Source organism: Pseudactinotalea suaedae, from assembly GCF_009733815.1.
GTDB classification, from domain to species: domain Bacteria; phylum Actinomycetota; class Actinomycetes; order Actinomycetales; family Beutenbergiaceae; genus Pseudactinotalea; species Pseudactinotalea suaedae.
This window is the reverse complement of sequence record NZ_WNXY01000003.1, coordinates 124,247-148,299: the sequence shown is the minus strand read 5'-3', so window position 1 is coordinate 148,299 and position 24,053 is coordinate 124,247. Positions and strand designations below refer to the sequence as shown.

The following is a 24,053-nucleotide window of genomic DNA, read 5'->3' as shown; positions in this document are numbered from 1 at the left end:
AAGGCAGGTCTGTATGTCATCCCCCTCCACCGCTCTCTCGCCCGTGCTCCGGGCCGACGGCGTCTCCGTCTCCTTCGGCGGACGTGCCGTGCTCACCGATGTCTCGCTCGCCGTCGACCCCGGCCACAGGGCCGGACTGGTCGGGGAGAACGGCGTCGGGAAGTCCACCCTGCTGCGCGTCCTCGCCGGCACGCTCGCACCCGACTCCGGGAGCGTGCGGCGGCCGCCCGACCTGGGTGTGCTCGACCAGGAGCTCCCGTACCCGGACTCGACCGCGGCGGCGTCCGTCGTCGAGGACGCCCTCGCGCACCTGCGCCGGCTCGAGTCCGACCTCGAGGAGGCTGCGGCGCGCCTCGCCGACGCCGACGACCCCGCCGCCGCCCGCGCCTACGACGCGGCGCTCGCGGCGGCGCAGCACGCCGAGGTCTGGGACGCCGACACCCGAGCCCAGCGCACCCTCGCCGGCCTCGGGCTCGATCTGCTCGTCGAGGACACCACCCGGCTCGTCGGGCAGATGTCGGGCGGGCAACGCACCCGGCTTGGCCTGGCGGCGCTGCTGCTGCGCCGCCCGCGCGCCCTGCTCCTGGACGAGCCGACCAACCACCTCGACGACGACGCCGCCGACTTCCTGGCCGCCGAGCTCGCCGCGCTCGACGGCGCCGTCCTTCTCGCCAGCCACGACCGCACCTTCCTCGAGCAGGTCGCGACCGAGATCGTCGATCTCGACCCGGGGTCGAGCCCCACCCCGCCGCCCGTGGTCTACGGCGGGCGCTACTCCGACTACCTCGAGCAGCGTCGGATCGACCGGGTCCGCTGGGAGCAGCAGTACGAGCGGGAGCAGACCGAGCTCAGGGAGCTGCGTCATGCCGTCGCCGTGACCGCACGCGAGATCGCCCCCAACCGAGGTCCGCGGGACAACGACAAGTTCATCTACAACTTCAAGGGCGGCCGCGTCGACCAGACGGTCTCGCGCCGTGTGCGCGACGCCGCCGGCAGGCTCGAGCAGCTCGAACGGGACCAGGTCCGCAAGCCCCGCCCGCCGTTGCGCTTCGAGCCACCCAGCGGTCCCGTCCGCGACGGCGGACTGCTCGCCTGGGCGCACCACGCGACCCTTTCCGGGCGGCTCGACATGGACGCCGCCGGGGCGCCGAGCGTCGAGATCGCCGCCGGAGCGCGGCTGCTCGTGACCGGACCGAACGGGTCCGGCAAGTCGACGCTGCTGCACCTGCTCGCGGGCGACCTGCGCCCCGAGCACGGCGAGGTCGGCACCGCACGTGGTGCGCGCGTCGGCCTCCTCGAGCAGGACCTCGACCTCGACGACGACCGGCGCACCCCACGCCAGCTGCTCGCCGCCGCCGAGGGGAGCGAGCTGCCGCCGGGCGACCGCTCCGCCGTCGAGAGCCACGGCCTGGTCGCCCCGCGCGACCTCGACCGGCCGATCGGCGAGCTGTCGGTCGGCACCCGGCGGCGGGTGGTGCTCGCGATGCTGGTGACGCAGCAGCCCGACGTGCTGCTGCTCGACGAGCCGACCAACCACATCTCGCTCGCGCTCGCCGACGAGCTGATGGCGGGGCTGGGAGACTGGCCCGGCGCCGTCGTCGTCGCCTCGCACGACCGGTGGTTGCGCGAGCGCTGGACCGGTGACGTGGTGCTGCTGTCGGCGAGCGCGCACCAGGCGTCGTAGCGCTCGAACGCGGTAGTGCGGTTCTCGAGCGTGGAGCGACACCTCCCGCGCGTTCGGCCTGGTGCCTCGCTAGTGTTCGTCGCGATGAGCAGCGAACAGAACGGCACGAACGGCCGCCGCCCCGGCATGACCGACGTCGCGCGGCTGGCCGGCGTCTCGCACCAGACCGTCTCGCGCGTGCTCAACGACCACACCTCGGTGCGGCCCGCGACGCGGGAGCGGGTGCTCGCCGCCATCGAGCAGCTCGGGTACCGGCGCAACCTGTCCGCGCGGGCGCTGGTGACCCGGCGCTCGGGGCTGATCGGGATCGTCGCCAGCGGCTCCTCCCGCTCGGGACCGGCCGGCACGCTCGGCGCGCTGGAGCAGGCTGCGCGCGCGGCCGGGTACTTCGTGACGGTCGCGATCGCGCCGGAGCCGGAGCCCGATCTGCACGGCGAGATCGCGGACGCGTTCGTGGAGCAGGGGGTCGAGGGCGTGGTGGCGATCGCGCCGACCCTCGGCGTCGCCGAGATCGCCCAGGCGCTGGGCGCCCAGGTGCCGGTGCTCGTGGTCTCGGCCTGGGACCCTCCCGACGGCGTCCCCACCATCAGCGTCGACCAGCGCGCGGGCGCCCGGCTGGCCGCCGAGCACCTGCTCGGGCTGGGGCACACCGACGTCGTGCACCTCAGCGGCCCGACCGACTGGTTCGACGCGGCCGCCCGCATCGAGGGCTGGCACGCGGCGCTCGCCGAGGCAGGCGTGACGCCGCGGCCGGACCTCGCGGGCGACTGGAGCTCCGAGCGCGGCTACGAGCTGGGTCGGTCGTTGCTGGAGGATCTGCCCACCGCCGTGTTCGCCGGCAACGACCTCGCCGCGCTCGGGGTGCTGCGCGCGTTCGCCGAGGCCGGGGTGCGGGTCCCCGAGGACGTCTCCGTGATCGGGTTCGACGACCTCGAGGGTGCGGCCAACTTCTACCCGCCGCTCACCACGGTCCGGCAGGACCTGCGTGCGCTGGGTGCCGCGGCGCTCGGTGCGCTGGTCGAGGTGATCGCCGGCGGTGCCGCGCTGCCGCGGCGGCTGCCGGTGCAGATCGTGGAGCGCGCCTCGACCGCGGCGCCGCGCACGGCACGGTGACCGACGAGCAGGGGCGTCCCGAGCCGGGCGGTCTGGGCGGCGAGCTCGAGACGCTGGTGGGGTTTCTCGAGTTCCTCCGTGCGACGCTGGCCTGGAAGACCGACGGGCTTGGTGAGCAGGAGCTGCGCCGCAGGCACCCGCCGTCGAGCATCAGCCTCGGCGGCATGCTGCACCACCTGGCCTTCGTCGAGGACTTCTGGTTCGGTCACCGCCTGCGCGGTCTGGAGCCGGCGCCGCCCTGGGACACCGTCGACTGGGACGCCGACCCGGACTGGGACTGGCACATCGCCGATCACCTCGACGAGGCGACCGTCCGGGAGCGCTGGCGCTCCGCCGTCGAGCAGTCCCGGACGCACCTGCGCGAGGTGCTGGCCGAGGGCGGCCTCGACACCGTCGAGCGCCGATCGCCGGCCTCGGTGAACGTCCGCTGGGTGCTGGTCCACATGATCGAGGAGTACGCCCGCCACGCCGGGCACGCGGACCTGCTGCGCGAGTCGATCGACGGGCTCACCGGCGAGTGAGGCCGGCCACCAGCGCGGCGAGGGCCTCGCCGAGCTGGGCGTCGGTGACGCCCCCGACGCCCACCAGCAGCCCGGTGAGCTCGGCCGAGCGGCAGTAGTCGGCCAGCAGGTTCACCCGATACCCGGCGGCCAGCGCGGCGTCGCGCGCGCGGAGCGCGTCCTCGTGCGGCAGCAACCAGGTCGTGTACATCCCGGCCGGCCAGGGGGTCGACGGCGTCGCGTACGGCGAGAGGATCTCGCTCACCTGGTGCGCCCGCTCGGCGTAGACGCGGCGGGCGCTGCGGATCACGCGATCGAGGTAGCCGTCGCGGATCAGCGCGACGAACGCGCGCTGCACGGGCCACGGCACGGCGTCGTGGGTCGCGAGGCGCCGGGCGTTGACTCTGTCGGTCAGGTCGGCAGGCGCAACCAACCACCCGACCCGCATGCTCGGCCCCACCGACTTCGCGGCGGTGCCCAGGTAGCCCACCTGCTCCGGCGCGAGCGAGGCGAGCGCGGGGATCGGGGCGACGTCGTAGCGGAACTCCGAGTCGTAGTCGTCCTCGATGATCAGAGTGCCCGAGCGTCGTGCCTGCTCGAGCAGGTCGAGCCGCTGCGAGGCAGCCATCACGTGGCCGAGCGGGTGCTGGTGGGCGGGTGTGGTGTACGCGGCGGCGAGCCCGCTGAGGTCCCAGCCGCCGGGGTCCGCCGCCGGCAGGTCGCGGACCCGGCGGCCCGCCAGCTGCGCGGTGGCGACCGCCGAGCGGTACCCCGGGTCCTCGACGCCGATCGCACCCGGTGGCAGCGCCCCCAGCAGCTGCCGCAGGCCGTCCGTGGTGCCGCCGGTGACGACGACCTGCTCGGGGTCGCAGCGCAGGCCTCGGGTGTGGGCGATGCGGTCCGCGAGCAGGCGGCGCAGCTCGGGGATGCCGCGGGGGTCGTCGTAGCCGCGTGGCGGTGTCGCGGTCGAGACCTCGCGCCACGCACGGCGCCAGCCAGCCGCGTGCCGAGGGTCGATGAAGGGCGTGCCGGCGTCGAGCAGCACAGGGGCTGGGGCCGCGCTCCGGCGCGTGGGCGCCGGCGCGGTCGAGCGCGGCAGCCCGGGGGAGGCGGCGAACGTGCCGGAGCCGTGCCGCCCGACCAGCCAGCCTTCTGCCACCAGCTGCGAGTACGCCTGCTCGACGACCGAACGCGCCGTGCCCAGCTCGGTCGACAGCGCTCGGGTGCTCGGCAGCCGGTCGCCCTCGCGCAGCGTCTCCTCGAGGATCCGGTCGCGGATCTGTGCGCTCAGCTGCGCGCTGAGCGGGGTGCCGGACGACCGGTCGAGCGCGATGGGCAACGTCCCCATGTCACCTCCCAGTGGCCTGTCCAACTGTACGGCTATTGGCCGTTGCACGCAGGCCACTGGGCGGAGAGCCTGGTGCCATGACCACGACGCTCTCGCCCACGGCGCGCACCACGATCGTGCGCGGGAAGAAGCGCGCCCGCGACGACCGCGACGAGCTGCACCAGTTCCTGGAGGAGGCGCTGATCGCGCATCTGGGCGTGGACGTCGGTGAGCACCCGCTCGTGCTCCCGGTCGCGTTCGCGACCGACGTGACCGGACCTGACGACGGCGGCACCCTCTACATCCACGGGTCCGTCGCCGCGCGCTGGCTCACCAGCGCGCACGGGCGCACCGTGTGCGTCACCGTCACCGAGGTCGACGGCCTGGTGGCGGCCCGCTCAGGGTTCCACCACTCGATGAACTACCGCTCCGCCGTCGTGATCGGTGAGGCGAGGGTGGTGACCGATCCCGAGGAGAGGGCGCGAGCGCTCGACCTCACGGTCGACCACATGATCCCCGGCAGGTCCGCGACGCTGCGCGCGAGCACCCGCAGGGAGCTCGCCGCCACGGCGGTCCTCGCCGTGCCGCTGCGCGAGGCGTCGATGAAGGTGCGCGCGGAGGGCCCCGTGGACGACCCTGCTGACGTCGATCCGGCCGTCTGGGCCGGGGTGATCCCGATACGCCGGGTCGCCGAGGAGCCGCGCACCTCGCCCGACGCGGCCGCCGCGGTCCCCGGCGACATCCGGCGCCGCGTGCAGCACCTCGCTCGTTAGGGGTTCGGGTTGGTCGCCGCCCCGTCGAGCCAGAGGCGGTTCGAGGGGTCGGCGTGCGTGCCACCGCTGCCGACGTGCTTGTCGGAGATGACGTCACCCTTGGTGATGACGTGCACGATCGCCATGCCGTGGCCGCGGCCCAGGTCGTAGTCCTCCTTGAGCCAGGCGAGGATCGGCCCGGCCTTGGTGGACGCGTCGAAACCGCGCTCGTGGGCCAGCGTGATCAGCTCGCGGGGCGTCATCCCGATCTTCTTCTCGACCGCGTCGAGGTAGGCCTGGAACGACATGCGATCAACCTCCGAGCTCGTGGGGAGACCAGGCTAGAGGAGGCTCATCCGCGTCAGCGGCGCCGCGCTGTGACGAGCAGGTACTCCCACTCCATCCGGCCGCCTCCCAGGTCGTGGTCGCGGGCCAGGGCGAGCAGGTCGGCGTCCAGCGCGGCGGCGCGGTCCGGCGTCTGCGCGAGGCCCGCATAGGCGGCGACGGTCGGGCCGTACCGGGCACGGAAGAAGTCGAGGAACTGGCCGGCGTCGGCGAAGGCGCCGACAGGCAGGCGAGCACGGGTCGCGTGGACGTCCTCGACGCGGTCGCCGAGCAACCCGCGCACGTGGGCCTCCGTGCCCCACAGCGGGGGCGGCTGGAAGCCGGCGGGAGGTGCGGGCACGTACGGCTTCATCGCCGCGAACATCTGCCCGACGAAACCCTCCGGCGTCCAGCTGGCCAGGGTGAGGGTGCCGCCCGGGCGCAGCACGCGCAGCATCTCCTCGGCGCACCGCTGATGGTCCGGCGCGAACATCACGCCGACGCACGACATCACGGCGTCGAACTCGGCGTCCTGGAACGGCAGCGACTCGGCGTCGCCCTGCCGCCAGGTGATGGCGAGCCCCTCATCCGCGGCGGCCCGCTCGCCGATCGTGAGCAGCTCCGGGGTCAGGTCCAGAGCGACGACGTCCGCGCCGGCACGTGCCGCGGGCAGCGAGGCGTTGCCCGAGCCGGCGGCGACGTCCAGCACCCGGTGACCCGGGGAGGCGCCGGTCGCGTCGGCGACGACCCGTCCGAGCGCCGGGATCACCTGGTCGGCGACGGCGGCGTAGTCGCCGAGCGCCCACATGCGGCGGTGCCGGTCCTTCAGCTCGGGCCTGAGGTCGAACGTGGACGGGGTCGAGGTGGTGCTCATGAGGGCTCCTGATTGTCGGGGGTGCTGCCAGCATCCGCGCGCCCGTGGGTGGCCACCAGTGACGAATCTGAACCAGCGGCGGTTCACGATCTGTACTGGTGCTGCGCCCGTAGGAGGTCTTCAATGGAGCCGAGGAGGCCGGTCATGGCGACGTACGGTCAGTTCTGCCCCGTGGCGAAGGCCATGGAGGTGCTCGACGAGCGGTGGACGCTGCTCGTGGTCCGTGAGCTGCTCTACGGCAGCACGCACTTCAACGAGCTGCGCCGCGGTGTGCCGAAGATGTCGCCGGCGCTGCTCGCGAAACGGTTGCGCAGCCTCGAGCGTGTCGGCGTGGTCCAGCGCCGCGACGAGGGCGGCCGGTCCTCGTACGTGCTCAGTCAGAGCGGGCGTGAGCTGGCGGGAGTGGTCGAGGCGCTGGGCACCTGGGGGCTGCGCTGGATCGGTGAGCTGGGCGAGGAGGACCTCGACCCGCACCTGCTGATGTGGGACATGAAGCGCAAGCTGCCGGTGCAGGAGTGGCCGCGAGCGCGGACGGTGCTGGCTCTGCGGTTCACCGACGTGACGCCCACGAGCGCCCGGTGGTGGATCGTGGTCAACGGCGGCGAGGTCGACATCTGCGACTTCGATCCCGGCTTCGAGGTCACAGCCGGTGTCAGCACCGGGCTGCGCTCGCTGGTGCAGGTCTGGCGCGGTGACCGGTCGTGGCCGGAGGCGCTGCGCTCGGGCGAGGTCGTCGTCGACGGCCCCTCCCTGGTGCGCCGCGAGCTGCCACGCTGGCTGGGGCAGTCCGAGCTGGCGTCGGTTCCCCGCCCCGCGTGAGGCCTGTCGCTGCGACGAGCCGTCAGCGGAAGTGGATGCGCCGAACCGATGTGAACGCTAACATCGGGGTATGACTGTCGACGTCGACCGAGCACTCGTCGTCGGCGTGGACTACGGCACCCTCTCCGGGCGGGCTGTCGTGGTGCGCGTCGCGGATGGAGCCGAGCTGGGCAGTGCGGTGCACGAGTACCGCCATGCCGTGATGGACCGCACCCTGACGGCGCACGCCGACGAGCCGTTGCCGCCCGAGTGGGCGCTGCAGGTTCCGGCCGACTACGTCGAGGTGCTGCAGACCGCGGTCCCGGCCGCGCTCGAGGCCGCCGGGGTGGACCCGGCCGACGTCGTCGGGATCGGCGTGGACGTCACCTCCTGCACCATGGTGCCGACGACAGCCGACGGCACACCGCTCTGCGAGCTCCCCGAGCTCGCCGACCGGCCGCACGCCTACGTCAAGCTCTGGAAGCACCACGCGGCCCAGGGGCAGGCGGACCGGATCAACGAGCTCGCCCGCGAGCGTGGCGAGTCCTGGCTGCCCCGCTACGGGGGCCTCATCTCCAGCGAGTGGCAGTTCGCCAAGGGTCTGCAGGTGCTCGAGGAGGACCGCGAGATCTACGACGCCACCGAGCACTGGGTCGAGGCCACCGACTGGATCGTCTGGCAGCTCTCCGGCACCTACGTGCGCAACGCCTGCACGCTCGGCTACAAGGGCATCTACCAGGACGGCACCTATCCCAGCGAGGACTTCCTCACGGCCCTTAACCCCGACTTCGCGGGGTTCATCAGCAAGCTCGACGGCGCCCCCGTCGCCCAGCTCGGCGAGGTCGCCGGGCAGCTCACCGCCGAGGCGGCGGGCTGGACCGGGCTGCCCGAGGGCATCGCGGTCGCGGTGGGCAACGTCGACGCCCACGTCACCGCCCCGGCCGCGAACGCCGTCGAGAACGGCCAGATGACCCTGATCATGGGCACCTCGACGTGCCACGTGATCAGCAGCGACGTACTCGCCGAGGTCCCCGGCATGTGCGGGGTCGTCAACGGCGGGATCGTCGCCGGCAGCTACGGCTACGAGGCCGGCCAGTCCGGCGTCGGCGACATCTTCGCCTGGTTCGTCTCCACCGGGGTGCCGGGGGCGTACGCCGAGGCCGCCGCGGCGAAGGATCAGAACCTGCACGAGTACCTCACGGAGCTCGCGAGCGCCCAGCAGATCGGCGCGCACGGGCTGATCGCGCTCGACTGGCACTCCGGGAACCGCTCGGTGCTCGTCGACCACGAGCTGTCCGGACTGATCCTCGGGCAGACGCTCACCACCCGGCCCGAGGACATCTACCGCGCGCTGCTGGAGTCGACCGCTTTCGGCACGCGCGTGATCGTCGAGGCCTACGCGGAGTCCGGGGTGCCGGTGACCGAGCTGGTCGTGGCCGGCGGGCTGCTCAAGAACACCTTCCTCATGCAGATGTACTCCGACATCACGCGGCTGCCGCTGTCGACGATCGTCTCCGACCAGGGGCCCGCCCTGGGCTCGGCGATCCACGCCGCGGTGGCGGCGGGGTACTACGACGACGTGCGCGCCGCCGCCCCCGTGATGGGTGGGCGCGTCGAGGCCGCCTACACGCCGAACCCCGAGGCCGCGCAGGCCTACGACCGGCTGTTCGCCGAGTACAGCACGCTGTACGACTACTTCGGCCGCGGCGGCAACGACGTCATGCACCGACTGAAGGCGATCCGACGCGAGGTCCACGCCTCCGGTACCAGCGGGTCGGCACCCGAGCTCGCACCGACCGAGGAGATCGCCTGATGGCCGCCGTCGTGCTGTCCGAGCTGCCCGAGGAGCTGCAGCAGCGTGTGCAGGCGACCCGAGAGCGCGTCGCCGCGCTGCACGCCGAGCTGACCCGGTACGAGCTGGTGGTGTGGACCGCCGGCAACGTCAGCGAGCGGGTGCCCGGCTCCCGGCCCGGGGACGGGCTGCCCGAGCTCTTCGTGATCAAGCCGTCCGGCGTCTCCTACGACGAGCTCACGCCCGAGGCGATGGTGGTCTGCACGCTCGACGGCAACAAGATCGACGACGGCACCCCCGATGCGCTCAAGCCGAGCTCGGACACGGCCGCCGCGGCCTACGTCTACGCCCACATGCCCGAGGTCGGTGGCGTCGTGCACACCCACTCGACCTACGCGACCGCCTGGGCGGCCCGGCAGGAGCCGATCCCGTGCGTGCTCACGATGATGGCCGACGAGTACGGCGGCGAGATCCCGATCGGCCCGTTCGCGATCATCGGTGACGACTCGATCGGCCGCGGCATCGTGGAGACGCTGCAGGGCTCTCGCAGCCGCGCCGTGCTGATGGCGAACCACGGACCGTTCACGATCGGCAAGGACGCGCGCGACGCCGTCAAGGCCGCCGTCATGTGCGAAGAGGTCGCTCGCACCGTGCACATCGCCCGGCAGCTCGGCGACCCGGTGCCGATCGCGCAGCACCACATCGACTCGCTCTTCGACCGCTACCAGAACGTCTACGGCCAAGGCACGACCGACCAGGAGAAGACTCAGTGACCGCGTCCTCGCAGGACCCTTTCGAGACCCGCCAGATCTGGTTCCTCACCGGAAGTCAGGACCTGTACGGCGAGGAGACCCTCGCCCAGGTGGCGGAGCAGTCCCGTGCCGTGGCCGCCTACCTGCAGGACAGCGACGACATCCCGGTGGAGGTCGTCTGGAAGCCGGTCCTGAAGGATGCGGCGTCGATCCGCCGCACCGCGCTCGAGGCCAACGCCGACGACAGCTGCATCGGCGTCATCGTGTGGATGCACACCTTCAGCCCGGCGAAGATGTGGATCACCGGGCTGGACGCGCTGTCGACACCGCTGCTGCACCTGCACACGCAGGCGAACGTCGAGCTGCCCTGGGCGGACATCGACATGGACTTCATGAACCTGAACCAGGCCGCGCACGGCGACCGCGAGTTCGGCTACATCGCCGCCCGGATGTCGGTGCCGCGCAAGATCGTCGTGGGCCACGCCAGCAACCCGGACGTGCAGCGGCAGGTCGGCCTGTGGTCTCGCGCCGCTGCGGGATGGGCGTCGCTGCGTGGCGCCACCCTCGCGCGGTTCGGCGACAACATGCGCTTCGTCGCCGTCACCGAGGGTGACAAGACCGAGGCCGAGGTGCGCTTCGGGATCGCCGTCAACACCTGGAGCGTCAACGAGCTCGTCGAGCGGGTCGACGCCGCTCCTGCCGAGCAGATCGACGCCCTGGTCGCAGAGTACGAGGAGCTCTACGACGTCGTCCCCGAGCTGCGGTCCGGCGGCGAGCGGCACGAGTCGCTCCGCTACGCCGCGGCGCAGGAGATCGGGCTCCGCTCCTTCCTGGAGGAGGTGGGCGCGACCGCCTTCACGACGACGTTCGAGGACCTGGGCGGGCTGCGGCAGCTTCCCGGCCTGGCCGTGCAGCGCTTGATGGCCGATGGCTACGGCTTCGGCGCCGAGGGTGACTGGAAGACCGCGCTGGTGGTCAGAGCCGCCAAGGTGATGGGTCACGGCCTGCCCGGCGGCGCCTCGCTGATGGAGGACTACACCTACGAGATGACGCCCGGCAAGGAGAAGATCCTCGGCGCGCACATGCTCGAGATCTGCCCCACGCTCACGACCTCCACCCCCCGTGTCGAGATCCATCCGCTGGGGATCGGCGACCGCGAGGACCCGGTCCGGCTCGTGTTCGACACCGACCCGGGTGAGGGGATCGTCGTCGCCATGTCCGACCTGCGTGAGCGGTTCCGGCTCACCGCGAACCTCATCGACATCGTGCCGCCCGACGCCGAGCTGCCCAACCTGCCGGTGGCGCGTGCGGTGTGGGTGCCCCGCCCCGACTTCACCACCTCGGCGACGGCATGGCTCACCGCGGGCGGTGCGCACCACTCGGTCCTGAGCACCGCGATCGGGCGCGAGGTCTGGGAGGACTTCGCCGACATCGCCGAGGTCGAGCTCGCCGTCATCGACTCCGACACCACGGTGCGCGGGTTCGCCCAGCAGCTCCGCTGGAACGCGGCCTACTACCGCCTGGCCCAGGGCCTGTAGGCGACCCTGGGGCCGGGCGGGCCGGCGTCACCGCAGCACGTCCGCCGTGCGCGCCACCAGCTCTGCCAGGAAGTCCGACCAGCCGCGCGCGCCCCGGTGCACGGGCGCGCCGGCCAGGTTGTCGCCGGCGCGGTAGGCGCGCCCGACTGCCCCCGGGATCCGGACGGGCACGCCGCGACGGCGACGCCTGCCCATCGCCGCGACGTAGGCATCGGCCAGCTGCCGGACGTCGAGCACCTCCGGGCCGGCGATGTCGGCGACCCGACCGGCGGGCGAGCCCAGCGCGAGCTCCGCGAGCCGGGCTGCCACCTCCTCGACGTGCACCGGCTCGAAGCGCAGACCGCCGGGCATCGGTAGCAGCGGGAGCTTGGCCATGCCCCGGACGACCGGGAGCACGAACTCGTGCAGCTGCGCGGCGCGCAGCACCGTCCACGGGACGTCCGACTCCGCGATCGCGCGCTCAGCAGCGGCCTTCGCGCGGAAGTAGCCGATCGGCATGGCGTCGGCCCCGACCACGGAGATCAGCAGGAGGTGCTTCACCCCGGCGCGCCTGGCCGCAGCAGCGAGGTTGGTCGCTGCGGTGTCGTCGCCCTTCGCGCCGCCCGCCAGGTGCAGCACGACGTCCACGTGCTCGAGCGCCTCGGCGAGGCCGTGCCCGGCGACGGTGTCGCCCTCGACGTGCGTCAGGCCGGGTGCGTCGTCACCGCCCCGGCGGGAGAGGACCCGCACGTCCTGGCCTGCGCTCCGCAGCAGCGGCACCACCCGGCTGCCGATCGTCCCGGTTCCGCCGGTCACGAGAATGGGTGCGTTCATGTTTGTCTGTCCTTCATGTCACAACACGGGACGGTCCCGCGTCGAGGTCCTGACGATCGACATCGAGGAGACGTGACATGACCGATCGAAGAATCCTTGCCCGGCGGTTCGAGACCGAGCGGCCCCGGCTGCACGCCATCGCGACCGGGCTGCTCGGCTCGACCGCCGATGCCGACGACGCGCTGCACGAGACCTGGCTGCGGCTGGATCGCTCAGCCAACGAGGAGATCGAGAACCTCTCGGCGTGGCTGACGACCGTGGTGTCCCGCGTCAGCCTCGACCTGCTGCGCGCGCCGCGGCGCAGGCGCGAGCACTCCTGGCAGGTGGAGCCGTGGCGCGACGAGCCGGTCGCTGCCGAGGACCCCGCCGAGCTGGTGGCGCAGAGCGACCAGGTCAGCGTCGCCCTGCTCGTGCTGCTGGAGACGCTGAGCCCTGCCGAGCGGATCGCGTTCGTGCTGCACGACGTCTTCGATCGGCCGTTCGACGAGATCGCGACCGTGCTGGACCGCTCACCCGAGGCGGCCCGCCAGCTCGCCTCCCGCGGGCGCCGGCGGGTGCGCGGTGCCGAGGAACCGGCACGCCCCGGACGCGAGCGCGGCAGGCACATCGTCGAGGCGTGGTTGGCGGCCGCCCAGGAGGGCGACCTCGGGGCGCTCCTCGCGCTGCTCGACGACGGCGCCGTGCTGCACGCCGACTACGGCACCACCGCCCAGGTCGTCGACGGCGCACGCGCGATCGCCGAGCAGGCCGTCCTGTCGGGTCGGCTCGCGGCCCACTCGACGCCCGTCCTCATCGGCGGGCTGCCCGGTGTCGCGGCCGTCATGGGGGAGCGGGTCGTGTCGATCATGGCCTTCTCGATCGAGGACGGTCGCATCGTCAGGCTCGACGTCCTCGCCGATCCGGACCGCCTCGACGCACTCGGGGTGCAGCAGCTCGTCGGCGACCAGCCAGCGCGGTGACCCGCGGGGGCAGCGGCTGCGGAGCTCAGGGGGCGAGGAGGGCGGTGGCGCGGCGCTGCCACGCGACGGCGGCCGTGCGGGCGCGCCCACTGAGCCGCCCGACCGGCGGCACCGGACCGGCGGCGGCGAGCGTGGCGTCGTAGGGGATCCGCACCAGCATCGGGGAGGGGATGGCCGGGCTGGGCACGGGCCGACCGCGGCCGTCGACCTGGCTGAGCACCACGGCGACACCCGAGAGCGCATCTTCGCCGAGCTCGGCGACCGTGCTGAGCACCCGGGCGGCGTCGGCGATGCCGAGCGGCGTCGCCGGTGCCGCGACCGCGAGCACGCAGCTGCCCGCCTCGAGCAGCGCCGCGGCGCTCTCGGGGCTGTGGACGCCGGCATCCCAGATCGCGAGGTCGCCGTTGAGGGCGGGCACCGAGTCGTCGCCCACCCGGTCGATCAGGCGGGCGCTCGGGCGTGCGTAGAGCATCGGGCCGCCGTGGGGGTGCTGGCGCATGCCGGCGAAGGCCAGCGCGGCGACCGTGGTGGTGCCGACCCCGCCGGCGGTCCCGACCACCGCGAGGGTCTTCACGACGTCACCCCGGCACCGGCCGCTGCAGCCGCGGCCTCCTCGGGCGTGGGCTCGGGAGTGTTGGCGATCTGGATGATGTGCGGTCGCTCACCGCGGCGCAGGAACCGGCCGCGCCCGGGCGGGAACCGCTCGGGGTAGACGCGGGGTGCGACCTGGCCCTCGCTGCGCTCGCCCGACATCACCAGCAGCGAGCCGCCGGTGTCGCGGAGCACCTGCAGGAACATCTCGTACATGGCGCGCCCCGAGCCGGCGACCGGTCGGGTGAGCACCAGGTGCAGGTCGAGGTCGCGGGCGTTCGGCAGGTGGGGCAGCAACGGGGCGAGCGGGTCGGTGCCGCCGGCGCCCACGATGTCGTAGTCGTCGATCAGCAGGACGATCCGGGGCGACCGGGCTCGCGTCTCAGGATCGAGGCCGGGCCGCTTCTCGAGCTCGCTGGCGATCGTGGTGCACAGTCCGCGTGCCTGCGAGGCGTTGCAGGCGTGCGCGGCCAGGTACTCGTCGCTGATGACGCCGGGCACGCGCCCGCGCGGGTCGATGACGGCGATCGCGAGCTCCTCGTGCGTGAAGCGCTCCATCAGCCCGGTCGCGATCGTGCGCAGCAGCGTGGACTTGCCGCACTTGGCGTCGCCGAACACGACCATGTGCTGGTCCTCGCCCGCGAAGTCCCAGACCGCCGTCTCCATCGTGTCCTGACGCAGGCCCAGCGGCACCACGTCCGGCTCCTCGAAGGCCTCGGGAAGATCGTCGGCCGACAGCGTGAGCGGGAGCAGCCGGATCGGTGCGGCGGAGGGCCCGCTCCAGGACTGCGCGGTGCGCTTGGCCAGCTCCTCCAGCTCCTCGCCGAGCTCGTCGTCGGGGACCACGTCCAGCACCGGGAGCGCGACCTGAGCCATCTTCTTGTCGTCGAGCAGCACGCGGCCCGGGCGGTCGGCCGTCAGCAGCGCGGCGAGCTTGCGGTCGACGCTGGACTCGGAGGGCTCGTTGAGCCGCAGCTCGATGCGCGTGCCGAACAGCGCCTGGTGGGCCATCCGCAGCTCGCTCCATCGGGTCAGCCCGAGGACGAGGTGGATGCCGAAGCTCGAGGCGCGCAGCATGATGTCGACGAACTGGTCCTCGAGCTCTTCGAAGTCCTGCCGGATGGAGCCGTAGCCGTCGACCAGCAGCACGATGTCCGCCGCCGGCAGCTCGGGCACCCGGCCGGCGGCGTGCATCGAGCGCAGCTGCGCGATCGAGTCGATCGAACGGTCCCGGAAGATGGCCTCGCGCATCGCGAGCATCCCGGCGAGCTCCTCGAGCAGGCGCCGCAGCCGGTCCCGGTGCGAACGGGTCGCCACGCCACCCACGTGCGGGAATCCCTCGATGCGCTGCAGCCCGCCGGTGGTGAGGTCCATGCCGTAGATGGCGACCTCGCGCGGGGTGTAGCTGAGCGAGAGCGAGGTGGCCACGGTGCGCAGCAACGTGCTGCGTCCCGTCTGCGGCGCCCCGATGATCGCGACGTGGCCACCGGCCCGCGTGAGGTCGAGCAGCCACGGGTCCTGCGCCTGGTGCTCGGGGTCGTCGACCAGCCCCATCGCGATCGTCAGCGCGGTGTCCCGCGCCGTCGCGCGGTCCACCACCGCGCCGAGCGCGAGGCGCTCCGGCAGCGGCGGCAGCCAGACGGGCCGGACCGCGCGCTCGTCGTCGCGCGTGCGCTCCACGGCCGCCTCGACGACCGTGAGCGAGGTGTCGGGCCGGGTCAGCGGTGCGAGCGCGGGGCCTTGCTGGTCGTTCCGGTCGCGCTTGATCCCGTTGTAGAGCGGCAGCAGCATCGGCTGCGGCGCCACGTCCTCCTCCTCACGGGTGGTCCGCCCGCGCACCACCGGCCCGGAGACGTACCCGGCGCGGAACCGTGTGTACACGCTGGTGTCGACCTTGAGGTAGCCGTACCCGGGCAGCGGTGGCAGGTGGAACGCGTCGCCGGTGTTGAGCACGACCTGCGACTCCGACTCCGAGAACGTGCGCAGACCCAGCCGGTAGGACAGGTAGGTGTCGAGCCCGCGGAGCTTGCCGCCCTCGATCCGCTGGCTGGACAGCAGCAGGTGCACCCCGATCGAGCGTCCGATCCGGCCGATCTGCAGGAACAGGTCGATGAACTCCGGCTCCGCCGTCAGCAGCTCACCGAACTCGTCGATCACCACGAACAGGTGCGGCAGCACCGGCAGGTCGGGGTTCTCCTCGCGCAGCTGGCGGTAGTGCGTGATCGACGGCGACGAGCCGGCCTGCTTGAGCAGCTGCTGGCGCCGCACGACCTCGCCCTGGATCGACGCCCGGGCGCGTGTGGTCAGCTGCGGGTCGTCGGCGAGGTTGTCGATGAGCCCGGCGAGGTGGGGGAGGCCCTCGAAGGGTGCGAAGGCGGCGCCGCCCTTGTAGTCGACGAGGATCATCGACAGGTCCTCGGGCGGGTGGCTGAGTGCGAGCGAGAGGATCAGCGTGCGCAGCATCTCCGACTTGCCGGAGCCGGTGGCGCCGATGCAGATGCCGTGCGGCCCCATGCCGAGCTGCGCGCTCTCCTTGAGGTCCAGCAGCACGGGGTTGCCGAGGTCGTCGATGCCGAACGGCACGCGCAGGAAGTCCGCGGGCGCCCGGGGCCGCCACAGGTCCTCGGGGTCGAAGGTGGTGGGGTCGGCGATGCCGAGCAGGTCCTCCACCTCCAGCGTCGCGTCCCCCTGCTCGTCGCGCGAGGCGATCAGCGTCACGCGCAGCGCCGCCATGGCCCGCGCCGTGGCGGTGAACTCGGGGCTGTCGACGGCGTCCGGTCGCATCGTGACCTCGACGGCGTTCCGGGTGCCCGGTGCCGTGGTCATCGTGGCGCTGGGCGCCACGTCCCGGTCGGCACGGGCGGACTCGGCGGGTGCGTCGAGCGTGATCCGCACGTCGACGTCCCCGGGCTCGTCGAGGCGGTCGGCGAGCAGGTGGATGACCGTGATGCCCAGCTCGCGCAGCGGCACGTTGCTGCCCAGCGGCAGCGCGGAGGCGACGTGCCCGTGGTCGTCGGCGACGATCACCAGGTGCGGCGGCTGGTTGCGTTGCGGGCCGGCCCGGCGGGTGCTGTTCGCCGCCTGCACGCGGTCGGTGAACGTCTCGCCCAGCACCTTCCCCAGACCCTCGAGGCTCGACGCGACCCGGCGGGCGGGCACGGGGCCGTCGAACAGCGACGGCTCCTGGGTGTGGGGGAGCAGGTCGGCGCCGGCCCAGTCGGCGGCGTTCTCGGGCGGGAACGCCAGCGCGATGCCGACGTCGTCGGGCGCGTGCAGCGCCGCGACCTGCAGCAGCATCGCGCGCGCCAGCGCCACACCGCACTCGCGGTCGCCGATGATCGCGACCACGCCGGCCTGGCGGAGCCCCACGGAGAGCGGCATCGCCTCCACGAGCGAGCAGGACGCCGCGATCAGCTCGGCCTCGGCGAGCAGGATCGGGTCGTGCGGCTGCACCGGCGACTCCGGGTTCGGCACCCCGATCTCGAACCAGGGCACGGTGCCGAGCCCGGCGCGCACCTCGAGGAAGTCGGTGTCCCTGCGGCGCCGCTCCCACAGCCGCTTCGGGTCGCGGATCATCGACATCAGGGCGCTCGGCTGCGGGTGCAGCACGCTGGCCTCGAGCCGCACCGCCTCGGTGCGGTCGGAGAAGTCGCCCCGCACCCGCTCGAGGTAGTCGAGGTAGAGCTCGCGCTTCTGCGCCTCCTGCTTGGCGTTGCGGCCGCGCGAGCTGAGAGCGAAGCCGACGCCGCCGACGATCGCGATGACGAACACCAGTGCCGCGATCGCCAGGTACAGCGGGTTGTTCATGCCGCGCAGCACCACCATCATCACCACCGAGGTGCAGGCGCCCATGATGGGCAGCAGCATCTGCAGCGGCGTCCCGCCGGTGTCGTCGCCGAGCGCGGGCGGCGGGGCGAGGGTGTCGCCCTCCGGCCGCTCGAGCGGCAGCGTCTCGCGGGTGGGTCGGTGGACGGTCTTGACGCTCACGCCTTCACCTTCTCCTCGGGACGTCGACGGCCTGCGGCCGCATCGGACCGCCGCGCGGCTGCCGCGGAGACCAGCCCGGCGGCGAGCCGGATCGCCGCGAGGTTCGTGCTGTCGAGCAACCGGGTGCTCGCCACGGGTCGCGCTGCGCCGTGGGCGCGGTCGCGCGGGAAGCGGTGCACCGGGATCGGGAAGGCCCGCACGGCCTCGCCCACGCCCCAGCCGGCGCGACCGCGGGCCGGCACCAGCACCCCGACCGCCGGCAGGTTCGCCGCGTACGCCGCGGCAGCCAGGTCGACGGCGTGCTGCATGGCGACCCGGTCCGGCGTCATCACGATCGCCAGCAACGAGCTCGCGGCGACGACGTGGCCGAGCGAGGCGACATCGCGCGCACCCCAGTCGGTGACCACGAAGTCGAAGAACCGGCTCGACGGCGCGACGGCCTCCCACCAGCGGCTGTCGTCGGTCTGGGTCTGGCGGGTGAGATCGATGCCGCGCAGGCCTGACGGCGCGGCCACCAGCCCGTCGAGGGCCTCCCGGGCGGTCCCGGCGGAGGCACGTCGGCTGTCCTGCTCGATCGTGCTGGTCGCCTCGCTCAGCAGCCCGGCGTGCCAGAGCAGCGACCGCTCGCCGCCCGAGGCGTTGACCGCGAGCACCCGCCCGGTGCGTCGCCGTGCGAGGACGCTGGCCGCCAGACCCGCCACGCTCGAGCACCCGACGCCTCCGGCCGTGCCGACGAAGCCCACCCGGGTCGACAGCGCGAGCGGTCGGCGGACCTGCTCGTCGAGCGCCTGGAGCTCGGCGATGCGTCGTGGCCGCGCTGCGGCGATCAGCCCCCGTACCCGCCTCATGAGGTGAACGTCGAGACCAGGTCGGCGAAGATGCCGAGCAGCCACATCAGCAGCGGCACCAGCGCGATGACGGCGATCATCTCCAGCACACCGGCGAAGCGACGCAGCCGCGCCCGGGTGTTCTCGGAGGCGCGCACCCCCACGACCACGGCGAGCACCACGATCAGCGCGAACGAGGCCAGCGTGGCAGATCCGGGTGACATCAGCCCGGTGAACGCGAGGGTCGCCAGCGGCACCACCCCGCCGGCGAGCAGCGCGAGCCGCTGCGGCGCGAGCGGCAGCACCTGCGTGCGCAGCAGCAGAACCAGCCCGACGGCGGCGCAGATGCCCTGTGCCGCCGGCTCGTCGCTGCTCGCCAGCAGCCAGGCGCCGAGCGAGGTCGGCAGCACGACGGCGACGGTCGCCCAGGTGAGTCCGCGATGCGTGGCGTCGACCGCTCGCTCGACGGCGGGGCGCGACACTCGCTGCCCCTCGACCACCCGGTCGTCGAGGCCGGTGAGCCCGCTCGCCGACATCGCGATGCCGGGAAGCAGACCCAGCAGCACGACCCCGACGACGGCCGTCCACGCCGCGACGTGCAGCGGCTGCATGCTCGCCTGGTGCATGAGGATCCAGGCACCGGTGAGAACCAGCGCCGCACCACCGCCGAGCGCGAGCGGGACGTCCTTGAACCCGATCGCAGCGACGAGGCCCACCGCGAGCCCGGTGAGCCCGAACCAGACCAGCATCGTCGCGCCGGGGTGATCGAGACCGACCTGCGCGAGCACCAGCCCGGTCACGACACCCAAACCCCCGACCACGGCGGCGGTGAGCACGACAGCGGGACCGGTGCGCCGCCGTCGAGCGCTGACCGTGGCCAGCACCAGGAGGACGAGCAGACCGATCCCGACCTGCGACGGCGTGTATCCGTCGAGCAGTGCCGCCGGGCCTGCCAGGAACCCTGCGACGGCGGCCACGGCGGCCGCGGCCGCGGTGGCCCAGACCGGGCGCCAGGCGTCGGAGCGGGTCTCGGCCGCCTCTCCCATGAGGTCGGTGACATCGGCGACCTCGGGCGGGGGCGGTGCCTCGTCGACGCGGACCAGCCGCAGGATCGAGCCGTGCTCGACGTCCTGCTCGGCGAGCGTCAGAGCGGGCGAGAGCTGCTCGCCCACGGTCGTCATCAGCACCACCGGGCGCGAGGAGCGGTCCGTGGTCTCGTCCAGGAGCGAGAGCACCTCGGGCAGCACCGCGGCGATCGGCTCGTCGTCGGGCAGCACCAGGTCGGCCTTGCGGCCCTCGCCCTGGATGGTGACCCGCGTGTAGTCGGTCACTGCTCATCCCTCACAGGCTTCATCGTGACGGGGTCGATCGTGACGCCGCTCGAGGGGTCGGTGTAGTACCCGGTGGCAGGGTCGTAGAACCAGTCGAGGCGCGGGTCGATCACGTTGCCGTCCGGGTCGGTGGAGAGCATCGTCTCCGGGTCGATGATGAATCCGGTCTGCGGGTCGATCCACTCGCCGGTCTCGGAGTCGACGAGGAAGCCGGTCTCCTCGTCGAGGACACGGGTCTCGGTCTCCGGGAGCGGGTTCGTGGCCATCTGCTGCTGGAACGCTTCCACCGCCGCGGTCTCACGCTGCCGCAGCAGCAGGTCCACGACGAACCCGTAACCGATGCATCCCACCCCGGCGACGGCGGCGAGCACCACCGAGCCGATCAGGCGCTTCACGTTGGTGTTGACCGCGCGACGCCGGCCCAGGGCGCCGTACGACAGCGCCGACGACAGACGCGCGCGGTGCGTCTTCGTCGTCTGGATGATGATCTTGTCCTGCTGCATCAGCGTTCGTCTCCTGACATTCCCTGCGCGGGGGCCGTCGGCTGCGGGCGGTTGGCCGCACCGACCCCGGCGAGGCGGTCGCCGAACTCGATCGTCGCGCCGAGCCTGACCACGGTGCGGACGTGGGGCGCCAGCGGCTCGAGGTCGCCGCCGTCCTCGGCGACCGCGGTGCCGTTCATCGACCCCAGGTCCGTGACCCAGAGCATGCCGCCCTGGGGCTCGAGCAGCGCGTGGCTCTTGGACACCGTACGGGTGAGGTCGGGGAGCTGCAGCAGGTGCGAGGACCCCTCGAGCTGCGACGGGTTGCGGCCGATCACGGTGGGTCCGACGAGGCTGAACGCCATGCCGTTGTCGAGCGTGAGGATGATGGGGGCGTTGAGGGCCCGGGAGGCGGTCAGCCGCCACTGGTCGCCCTGGTTGGGCGCCATCTCACCGGCACGCGGCAGGATCCGCACCGGGTCGTGGCCCTGCCGGATGTCCACGGTGCGGGTACGGGTGAGGCCGGCGAGCGGTGCGGGCAGGCCGGTCGCACCATCGACCGTGCGCATCCCGAGGATGCGGTGGCCGATCGTGCGGCCCGTGCGCAGCAGGTCGAGCACGACCAGCAGCAGCACGAGGCCGCCGCCGAGCGCGGCGAGCAGCGCCGGCGCGACGTCGGTCGCCGCGCCCACGAGGTATCCGGCGCCGGCCAGCACGAGGATCGCGGCGGCGTCGAGCGCGACCCACAGGCGCGAGGCCGGCCGGGCGCCGGCGAACACCACCTCGGGCGGCAGCGGTCGCCGATCGGCGAGCACGGCACGGCTCGGGCCGGGCGGCTCGGTGAGCTGACGGTAGGCGTGCAACGCAGCTGCTCCAATATCGGCGGGTCGTGCCGACGTTACTGCCTGATGGTGACGTCCACGCCGCGGCTACCCACAGATGGGGAGGACTGCCCTAGCAGGCCCTATCGATCTCACCTACGCTCGACGACACGAGCAAATCGTGCCTGGGAGGGACAAACCATGAACATGAAGTACTCGATGGAATCCGACGTCCTGTCGGTCCTCGGCAAGAAGACCGTCACCGAGTCGGAAGACCTCGGCCAGCTGGTGCGCGACCTGTACTCCGCCGCCGAGGCGCTGGAGGGCACGTTCAACGGTCCCGGCAAGGCGGCGTTCAACCGGTTCAAGACCCGCACCGACGAGATCTCGACGATGCTGAACAACTCGCTCGTCGCGATCACCGGCTCGATCGCCGGCCAGCACAAGACGTTCACCACCGCGGCCGAGGACAGCGAGGCCGTCCACGCCAGCGCCGAGGGTTCCGCCAGCTTCGAGGCTGCCGACACCTCGCGCTTCTCGGCCACGCAGGCCTGACCTCACACCGACCTGACCAAGGGGAGACACGAACATGAACATGGCTCATGGCGGCGGCAACCAGATGGACCGCAACGACTACAACATCAGCTCGTCCGAGACCGCTCAGGCGAACTTCGAGCGCATCGCCGGGCTGCTCGAGACGGCGCTGACGCGCCGCGACAGCGACGTGAAGCAGGCGATGGCTGCCTACCAGGCCGACGGCGTCTCCGACCAGTACGCCGGCGTCGAGAAGCAGTGGAACATGGCCGGTACCGAGATCCGCGGCATCATCACCGCCCTGCGGACCTCGCTCGCCGACAACGACGACATCGCGCGCCGCGCCATGTCGACCGCGGCCAGCTACATCCCGGGCGCCTGACCGCACGCACGGCACGAAGCCACGCACCGAGCTGCGTGAGAGACGGCGTCGTCAGATCCTGATGAGGATCCGACGACGCCGCTCTGCTCTCGCCGGCCGGTAGACCGGCACCGCGCGGCGGCTGCCCTTCGTGCACGTGCGGGAGGCGCCGGGCGGCGCCGTCACCGGGCGCGTGCGGCGGCGCTACCACGTGCGCGCCGGCGCCCCCGTGAGGGCAGTCCTCCCCGTCGCAACCGGGTCCATCCGGACTTCACGAGCGCACATCAGCCCTACGGTTACGCGGTATGAGTGACATCGATCCGACCGTCGTCGCGCCCGCCGAGGCATCCGCCGCGCGGCGCCCCACCACGGTCGTCGCCGGCGTAGCGCTCCTCGCGGTCTCGATCGGGTGGTGGCTCGTCGAGCTTCCCCGCGCCATGGCCGGGATCGCCGGACCGGGAGGCGTCGACGCCCTCGTGCTGGCCGTGGGCGCACTGCTGTCGCTGCCCGCGATCCTCGAGGTGGTCGCCGCCGTGCTCGTGTGGCGCGGGCACGGCTGGGCGCGGTACCTGCTCCTGCCCGTCGTGCTCTACGGCCTGGTGCGGCTGGTCGTGGCCCTCGGTGAGCTGCGGGCGTCCGACCTGGCGCTGGTGGCGATCGACGCAGCTCTCGTGGTCGGTGCGCTGGTGCTGCTGTTCCTGGCCCCCTCCCGGTCCTGGTTCGCGCTGCGGAGGGCGGCCCGCGGCTGAACCGCCGCCGGCCGCAGCCGGCGCTTCGCGCATATCGACCCAGTAGTGGGTAGGTCTACGCTTGGCTGGCATGACCTCGCACCGTGACGCCCTCGACGCCCTCGACCGGGCCCGGCAGACCTCGAGCCTGAACCCGCCGACCGTGCAGGACCAGCCCAACGCGGCGCCTCCGCCGCGGCACCGCGTCGTCCTCGACACCGATGCCGCCAACGAGGCCGACGACCAGTTCGCGATCGTGCACGCCCTGCTGTCGCCGACGCTGGACGTGCGAGGCGTCGTGGCGGCCCACTTCGGTCTGCGTCGCAGCACCACGAGCCTCGCGGACAGCCGGGCCGAGATCGACCGGCTCCTCGCTCTGCTGGGGGACACCACCACGCGGGTCGTGGACGGCGCGGAGACGTGGATCCCCGACGAGGCGACGCCGATCGACTGCGAGGGAGCCCGCCTGATCATCGAGGAGGCGATGTCCGAGGACGCCCCGCTCAGCGTGCTCGTCCTCGGGCCGCTCAGCACCGTCGCCTCGGCGCTCCTGCTCGAGCCGCGCCTCGTGGAGCGCGACCTCACGGTGATCTGGATCGGCGGGCCGCCCTACGACGGCGTCCTCGGCCGGACCGGCGGTGATGCCGGTATCGAGTTCAACCTCTCCAACGACATCGCGGCCGCCAACGTCGTGCTGGGCTCCGGTGTGCGGGTGATCCAGGTGCCCGAGTCCACGTACCGGATGTGCTCGGTCGGCTATCACGAGCTGCAGGAGAAGATCGGCGAGGCGGGCGAGCTCGGCGCCTACCTGGTCCGCCAGCTCATCGAGTGGAACGACCGCTGGAACCCGTCGGCCATCGAGCGGCGTTCGCTCGGCGACTCACCCGCCGTCGGGCTCGTCCTGAACGCCGGTGGCGGGGTGATCCGCCGGCGACCCGCTCCGCGCTTCACCGACGACGGCGCGCTCGCGCTGGGCCTCGCAGGTCGCACGGTCGACGTCGTCGAGACCTTCGACACCCGGTACCTCTTCGAGGACATGTTCGCCAAGATCCGCGCCTTCGCGGCCTCCTCCTGACGCCTGAGGAGCCGGGCTCGCCGGCGCGCCGCGACGCCACGATCCGTTGATGCATAGGTATTCAGTGGCGAGCAGACTTGACGCCGCGGC

At 72.8% G+C, this 24,053-nt stretch carries 23 protein-coding genes; 13 read left to right on the top strand and 10 right to left on the bottom strand.

From position 1 onward, the window contains the following. The first annotated feature begins 13 nt into the window (after positions 1 to 13). The 3 genes from GPA04_RS06235 (at position 14) to GPA04_RS06225 (ending at position 3,318) form a co-directional block, all read left to right on the top strand. A complete protein-coding gene (locus GPA04_RS06235) occupies positions 14 to 1,684 on the top strand; it encodes an ATP-binding cassette domain-containing protein (protein WP_156223222.1) in 1,671 nt (556 codons plus the stop codon). A gap of 84 nt (positions 1,685 to 1,768) precedes the next feature. Then, a complete protein-coding gene (locus GPA04_RS06230) occupies positions 1,769 to 2,797 on the top strand; it encodes a LacI family DNA-binding transcriptional regulator (protein ID WP_241680640.1) in 1,029 nt (342 codons plus the stop codon). Continuing rightward, positions 2,794 to 3,318, top strand: coding sequence for a DinB family protein (locus GPA04_RS06225; protein ID WP_156223221.1), 525 nt, complete (start codon positions 2,794 to 2,796; stop codon positions 3,316 to 3,318). The genes GPA04_RS06230 and GPA04_RS06225 overlap by 4 nt, the downstream gene beginning before the upstream one ends. On the opposite strand, the gene pdxR is transcribed toward GPA04_RS06225, so the two are convergent. Further along, positions 3,305 to 4,645 (bottom strand): MocR-like pyridoxine biosynthesis transcription factor PdxR, encoded by a 1,341-nt coding sequence (gene pdxR / locus GPA04_RS06220; RefSeq protein WP_156223220.1) that lies wholly within the window; start codon positions 4,643 to 4,645, stop codon positions 3,305 to 3,307. The genes GPA04_RS06225 and pdxR overlap by 14 nt on opposite strands. A 77-nt stretch (positions 4,646 to 4,722) precedes the next feature. Between pdxR and GPA04_RS06215 the strand changes: the two genes are divergently transcribed. Then, complete coding sequence (locus GPA04_RS06215; RefSeq protein ID WP_156223219.1) at positions 4,723 to 5,397, top strand: pyridoxamine 5'-phosphate oxidase family protein; 675 nt, start codon at positions 4,723 to 4,725, stop codon at positions 5,395 to 5,397. Here GPA04_RS06215 and GPA04_RS06210 read toward each other — a convergent pair. Both GPA04_RS06210 and GPA04_RS06205 read right to left on the bottom strand, forming a co-directional pair. Continuing rightward, positions 5,394 to 5,684, bottom strand: a complete 291-nt coding sequence (locus tag GPA04_RS06210; protein WP_156223218.1) for a DUF4287 domain-containing protein — start codon at positions 5,682 to 5,684, stop codon at positions 5,394 to 5,396. The two genes, GPA04_RS06215 and GPA04_RS06210, sit on opposite strands and share 4 nt — an antisense overlap. A gap of 53 nt (positions 5,685 to 5,737) precedes the next feature. After that, on the bottom strand, positions 5,738 to 6,574 hold the full coding sequence (locus GPA04_RS06205) for a class I SAM-dependent methyltransferase (protein ID WP_156223217.1): 837 nt from the start codon (positions 6,572 to 6,574) through the stop codon (positions 5,738 to 5,740). Positions 6,575 to 6,718: 144 nt separating this feature from the next. Here GPA04_RS06205 and GPA04_RS06200 point away from each other — a divergent pair, with 144 nt between their 5' ends. The 4 genes from GPA04_RS06200 to araA all read left to right on the top strand — a co-directional run bounded on the left by GPA04_RS06200 (position 6,719) and on the right by araA (position 11,454). Further along, positions 6,719 to 7,393 carry a winged helix-turn-helix transcriptional regulator gene (locus GPA04_RS06200; RefSeq protein WP_156223216.1) on the top strand — a complete coding sequence of 225 codons (675 nt, stop codon included), beginning with the start codon at positions 6,719 to 6,721 and terminating at the stop codon, positions 7,391 to 7,393. 70 nt (positions 7,394 to 7,463) lie between these two features. Continuing rightward, entirely contained in the window at positions 7,464 to 9,185 is a 1,722-nt protein-coding gene (araB, locus tag GPA04_RS06195; RefSeq protein ID WP_156223215.1) for a ribulokinase, read from the top strand. Then, complete coding sequence (locus GPA04_RS06190; protein ID WP_156223214.1) at positions 9,185 to 9,937, top strand: L-ribulose-5-phosphate 4-epimerase; 753 nt, start codon at positions 9,185 to 9,187, stop codon at positions 9,935 to 9,937. The genes araB and GPA04_RS06190 overlap by 1 nt, the downstream gene beginning before the upstream one ends. Further along, positions 9,934 to 11,454, top strand: a complete 1,521-nt coding sequence (araA, locus tag GPA04_RS06185; RefSeq protein ID WP_156223213.1) for an L-arabinose isomerase — start codon at positions 9,934 to 9,936, stop codon at positions 11,452 to 11,454. Before GPA04_RS06190 ends, araA begins: the two co-directional genes overlap by 4 nt. 27 nt (positions 11,455 to 11,481) lie before the next feature. Here the strand turns inward: araA and GPA04_RS06180 are convergent, their stop codons facing one another. Continuing rightward, the gene (locus GPA04_RS06180) at positions 11,482 to 12,267 is read right to left on the bottom strand and encodes an SDR family oxidoreductase (RefSeq protein ID WP_156223212.1); all 786 of its coding nucleotides are present in this window, start codon (positions 12,265 to 12,267) and stop codon (positions 11,482 to 11,484) included. Positions 12,268 to 12,344: 77 nt separating this feature from the next. Between GPA04_RS06180 and GPA04_RS06175 the strand changes: the two genes are divergently transcribed. Next, positions 12,345 to 13,226, top strand: coding sequence for a sigma-70 family RNA polymerase sigma factor (locus GPA04_RS06175; protein ID WP_156223211.1), 882 nt, complete (start codon positions 12,345 to 12,347; stop codon positions 13,224 to 13,226). A 25-nt stretch (positions 13,227 to 13,251) separates the two neighbouring features. Here GPA04_RS06175 and GPA04_RS06170 read toward each other — a convergent pair whose 3' ends face one another. From GPA04_RS06170 to GPA04_RS21190, 6 genes are read right to left on the bottom strand one after another with little or no spacing between them, the layout of a single operon-like run. Beyond that, entirely contained in the window at positions 13,252 to 13,800 is a 549-nt protein-coding gene (locus GPA04_RS06170; RefSeq protein ID WP_156223210.1) for a hypothetical protein, read from the bottom strand. Beyond that, the gene (gene eccCa / locus GPA04_RS06165) at positions 13,797 to 17,804 is read right to left on the bottom strand and encodes a type VII secretion protein EccCa (RefSeq protein WP_156223209.1); all 4,008 of its coding nucleotides are present in this window, start codon (positions 17,802 to 17,804) and stop codon (positions 13,797 to 13,799) included. Before eccCa ends, GPA04_RS06170 begins: the two co-directional genes overlap by 4 nt. Continuing rightward, on the bottom strand, positions 17,801 to 18,652 hold the full coding sequence (locus GPA04_RS06160; protein ID WP_156223208.1) for a P-loop NTPase family protein: 852 nt from the start codon (positions 18,650 to 18,652) through the stop codon (positions 17,801 to 17,803). The genes eccCa and GPA04_RS06160 overlap by 4 nt, the downstream gene beginning before the upstream one ends. Next, positions 18,649 to 19,962 carry an EsaB/YukD family protein gene (locus GPA04_RS06155; protein ID WP_156223207.1) on the bottom strand — a complete coding sequence of 438 codons (1,314 nt, stop codon included), beginning with the start codon at positions 19,960 to 19,962 and terminating at the stop codon, positions 18,649 to 18,651. The genes GPA04_RS06160 and GPA04_RS06155 overlap by 4 nt, the downstream gene beginning before the upstream one ends. Further along, a complete protein-coding gene (locus GPA04_RS06150) occupies positions 19,959 to 20,465 on the bottom strand; it encodes a hypothetical protein (RefSeq protein WP_156223206.1) in 507 nt (168 codons plus the stop codon). Before GPA04_RS06150 ends, GPA04_RS06155 begins: the two co-directional genes overlap by 4 nt. Continuing rightward, positions 20,465 to 21,307 (bottom strand): FHA domain-containing protein, encoded by an 843-nt coding sequence (locus tag GPA04_RS21190; protein WP_206674140.1) that lies wholly within the window; start codon positions 21,305 to 21,307, stop codon positions 20,465 to 20,467. The genes GPA04_RS06150 and GPA04_RS21190 overlap by 1 nt, the downstream gene beginning before the upstream one ends. A gap of 159 nt (positions 21,308 to 21,466) precedes the next feature. On the opposite strand from GPA04_RS21190, the gene GPA04_RS06140 reads away from it, so the two are divergent. The 4 genes from GPA04_RS06140 (at position 21,467) to GPA04_RS06125 (ending at position 23,963) form a co-directional block, all read left to right on the top strand. Next, positions 21,467 to 21,820, top strand: a complete 354-nt coding sequence (locus tag GPA04_RS06140) for a hypothetical protein (RefSeq protein WP_206674139.1) — start codon at positions 21,467 to 21,469, stop codon at positions 21,818 to 21,820. 34 nt (positions 21,821 to 21,854) lie between these two features. Continuing rightward, on the top strand, positions 21,855 to 22,181 hold the full coding sequence (locus GPA04_RS06135; protein ID WP_241680639.1) for a hypothetical protein: 327 nt from the start codon (positions 21,855 to 21,857) through the stop codon (positions 22,179 to 22,181). A 284-nt stretch (positions 22,182 to 22,465) separates the two neighbouring features. Next, complete coding sequence (locus GPA04_RS06130; RefSeq protein WP_156223205.1) at positions 22,466 to 22,909, top strand: hypothetical protein; 444 nt, start codon at positions 22,466 to 22,468, stop codon at positions 22,907 to 22,909. Between the two features lie 70 nt (positions 22,910 to 22,979). Continuing rightward, positions 22,980 to 23,963: a nucleoside hydrolase gene (locus GPA04_RS06125; protein WP_156223204.1), complete on the top strand. Its 984-nt coding sequence runs from the start codon at positions 22,980 to 22,982 to the stop codon at positions 23,961 to 23,963. The last annotated feature ends 90 nt before the right edge of the window (positions 23,964 to 24,053 follow it).